Origin of the sequence: Alteromonas sp. AO-Serp (genome assembly GCF_017849675.1) — a bacterium.
Lineage (GTDB): Bacteria > Pseudomonadota > Gammaproteobacteria > Enterobacterales > Alteromonadaceae > Alteromonas > Alteromonas macleodii.
The window spans coordinates 1-3,132 of sequence record NZ_JAFLMX010000241.1; the positions used below are offsets into that span (position 1 = coordinate 1).

A 3,132-nucleotide genomic window follows, 5' to 3' on the forward strand; every position below is an offset into this window, starting at 1 on the left:
TATTTGATGCGCAGCAAGGCCGCTTTCCTATCACTGAAATTGCAGACTCGCCACGATTCGAATTTCGCGGAATGCACTTAGATATTGCTCGACACTTTCCGGGAAAAGCCGCGATTGAATCTGTTGTTCGCCAAATGTTTACCTATAAGCTCAATAAGCTACACCTACACCTAAGTGATGACGAGGGCTGGAGATTAGCTATCGATGCATTGCCCGAACTTACCAAAATTGGTGCGTTTCGATGCCACGATTTGTCTGAAACACAGTGCTTGCTGCCTCAGCTGGGAAGCGGACCTTTTAAAAGTGCTACAGGTAACGGCTTTCTTACGCAGCAAGATTACATTGAAATTTTAACAATGGCGCATGCGCGCGGCATTGAAGTTATTCCGTCGCTTGATATGCCTGGCCATGCCCGCGCAGCAATTGTTGCTATGAATGCGCGCTACAAGCGGCTTATGGCAGAGGGTGACTTAGATGCTGCAAATGAGTTTTTATTGGTAGATAAAGAAGATAAAACCCAATATGAAAGCGTTCAATTCTATTCAGATAACACCATAAACCCCTGTTTAGATAGCAGCTATCATTTTATCGAAACCGTACTTACTGCTGTGAAATCACTGCATGAAAAGGCCAACGTTCCGCTGACGCATTTCCATGTTGGCGCCGATGAAACCGCCGGTGCTTGGGTGAAATCCCCTGTGTGCGCTGCTAAAGGTCAAAAAGCAGATGAAATACTGCCAGCGTTTGTTACCGAAGTGCAGAAAATTGCGCAAAAGCACAATATAGCAATTGGTGGCTGGAGCGATGGCATGGAAAAAGCCGTAAATACACTGGATAACAGCAGCGCTTATACCAACGTTTGGCATCTTCTTGCTGCGGGTGGAGAGAAAACAGTATCGCATTTCGCCAAGGAAAATATTCCGGTAGTACTCTCGTTTCCAGACGTGCTTTATTTTGACTTTCCTTACCAAAGCAATCCTTATGAGCCTGGCTATTACTGGGGCTCACGGGCAACCGATACGGAAAAAGTATTTTCGTTTATGCCCGAACAGCTGCCGCTTCATGCCGATGTATGGACCGACCGTATGGGCCACAGTTACAGCAGTTCTGCTGAGGCCGACACATCATCAGTAATCGGTATTCAGGGGCAGCTATGGTCGGAAGTCACCGTGAATCAAGACGCCGTGGAATATATGGTGTTTCCCCGACTATTGGCCTTGGCTGAACGGGCTTGGCACTACGCTCCATGGCAACAAAACGCGAAAGCAATTCATAAAAAAGGCGGTTTAGTAAACCTGCAGGCAAGCGACTGGCAAGCGTTTGAGTTAGCGTTATTCAACCGCCATGCACCCGCGCTAGTGCAGCAGGGAGTGAATGTGCGTGTACCTACGCCAGCAGCGGTAATTAACAATGGTAAGTTACATATAAAGCCAGTGTCTGGCCTTACGATGGAGTACTTAACTTCAGATAATAAGTGGGAAACCTTTACCGCTCCTGTTGAAGTGAAGGGGAACGCAACTGTTCGCGCTAGAATTGCGGGAACACAGCAAATGAGTCGACAGGTGCAGCTGTAAGCGCCTGTTTTTATTGGTTAAAATGACAGCGTTGTCATGTTTTTACCAAGTGCATCTATGCATTTATCTATACTGAGATGTTTAAATGAGCTCTGATTTATTTTTTATTGGCATAGACGGTGGTGGCACCAAGTGCCGAGCACGATTAGAAGACGTTGACGGAAATGTCTTGGGTGAGGGCGTAAGTGGCCCCGCCAATATTATGCGCAATAGCGATTTAGCTAAAGCGTCGATAGTAGATGCGATTAATATCGCTATTTCGAATGCGGGGAACGCCAACACATTTGAGCAAATTTCGCTGTCGCAGTGCGTGGTGGGCGCAGGTCTAGCTGGCGCGAACATTGAGTCTGCGAAGCAACAGTTTGAACAATGGCAGCACCCGTTTCATTCGCTACACGTGTTAAGCGATTTACACGCCGCATGCGTTGGCGCACATAACGGAAACCCGGGAGCAGCGATAATTATTGGTACGGGTTCATCGGGCACCATGTGGCAAGGTGAATCTTTTCAAGATGTTGGTGGGCACGGTTTTCCTATCGGCGACAAAGCCAGTGGGGCTTGGCTAGGCTTAAAGGCAGTGCAGCACACGCTATTGTGTTTAGATGAGTTGGAAGAAAAGGATGAACTTGCAGCAGAAGTGTGTAACGCCCTGCAATCATCATGTACCCAAGAAATCGTAGCGAAATGTGCGGAATTTAACACCCATCACTATGCCGCCTTGGTAGAACGTATGCTGCCTTTGCTATACACAAAGCAAAACAAGGTTACCGCACTTTTTGAAGAGGGTGCCGTTTACATTGAGCGTATGGCAAAGCGACTTCTTGCAGATCACAACCATTGTTTAGCCATGATAGGTGGGCTTAGCAATGTTTATTCAGCCTATTTTTCAGAATCCATCAAAGCGCGTTTAGTACCCTGTAAAGCTACGCCGCAGCAAGGTGCTATTTATCATGCAAAAGCCGCGTTTAATCACAAAGAAGGTGAGAAATGAGTTTATCTATAATGGCAAAAGAAGCCAGAGAGTTTCCGTCAGTTATTGCACAGCAGTTAGATAAGAATGATGAAGCGATCAGTCAGTTAGCGGGTAGGTTACAGCAATTAAACCCTAACTTGATTTATATTATTGGTCGCGGCTCGTCAGATCATGTCGGCGTGTTTGGAAAATATCTCTTTGAAACCGAAATGGGTATTCCTGTGTGCAGTGCCGCCCTTTCAATAGCAGGCATATTCAAACCCCAATTGAATTTGAAGGGGGCGGTAGCTTTTATCATCTCTCAATCTGGTCGTAGCCCAGACATACTAAAGCAAACCGAGTCGGCCAAAAACGGCGGGGCGTTTACGGTTGCCTTCGTGAATGATGAAACGTCGCCATTAGCCGAGCTGGCTGATGCCGTTATTCCTTTATCTGCCGGGGAAGAAAAGGCGGTTGCGGCTACTAAGAGCTTTTTAGCAACGCTGTCGGCGCTTCTCCATTTGTGTGCCCGTTGGAGCGAAAATACCTCGCTATTTAATGCGCTAAAAGCCGTGCCTTCGCAGCTAGAAGCGGTAATCAATGCGC

General features: G+C 47.1%; 3 protein-coding genes. All 3 read left to right on the forward strand.

Annotation, left to right across the window (positions count from 1 at the left end; genetic code table 11):
* The coding region (locus QVA83_RS16355) for a family 20 glycosylhydrolase (RefSeq protein WP_287498688.1) at positions 1-1,574 on the forward strand (1,574 nt) is incomplete at its 5' end.
* An 85-nt stretch (positions 1,575-1,659) separates the two neighbouring features.
* Positions 1,660-2,565, forward strand: coding sequence for a glucosamine kinase nucleotide-binding domain-containing protein (locus QVA83_RS16360; RefSeq protein ID WP_287498689.1), 906 nt, complete (start codon positions 1,660-1,662; stop codon positions 2,563-2,565).
* On the forward strand, positions 2,562-3,132 hold a 571-nt coding region (locus QVA83_RS16365; RefSeq protein WP_287498690.1), incomplete at its 3' end, for an SIS domain-containing protein. The genes QVA83_RS16360 and QVA83_RS16365, both read left to right, overlap by 4 nt.